The sequence below is a fragment of the Methylobacterium ajmalii genome, assembly GCF_016613415.1.
Lineage (GTDB): Bacteria > Pseudomonadota > Alphaproteobacteria > Rhizobiales > Beijerinckiaceae > Methylobacterium > Methylobacterium ajmalii.
Map to the genome: position 1 here is coordinate 31,310 of NZ_JACWCT010000080.1, position 206 is coordinate 31,515.

Sequence of the window (206 nt, forward strand, 5' to 3'; positions counted from 1 at the left end):
GGGCGGCGGGCTGGCTGGTCAACGACAAGCGAGTGGAGCGGCTGTGGCGGCAGGAGGGGCTCAAGGTGCCGGCCCGTCAGCCCAAGAAGGGTGGGAGTGCCCCGTTTCTGTGGACGGCTACGGGGCTTGACTGAGCAGGATCTCGGTTGCGGGTTTTGGGCGGTGCTCCTGTTCGTAGACGAGGGGTGAGCGGTAGCCCAGGGCGG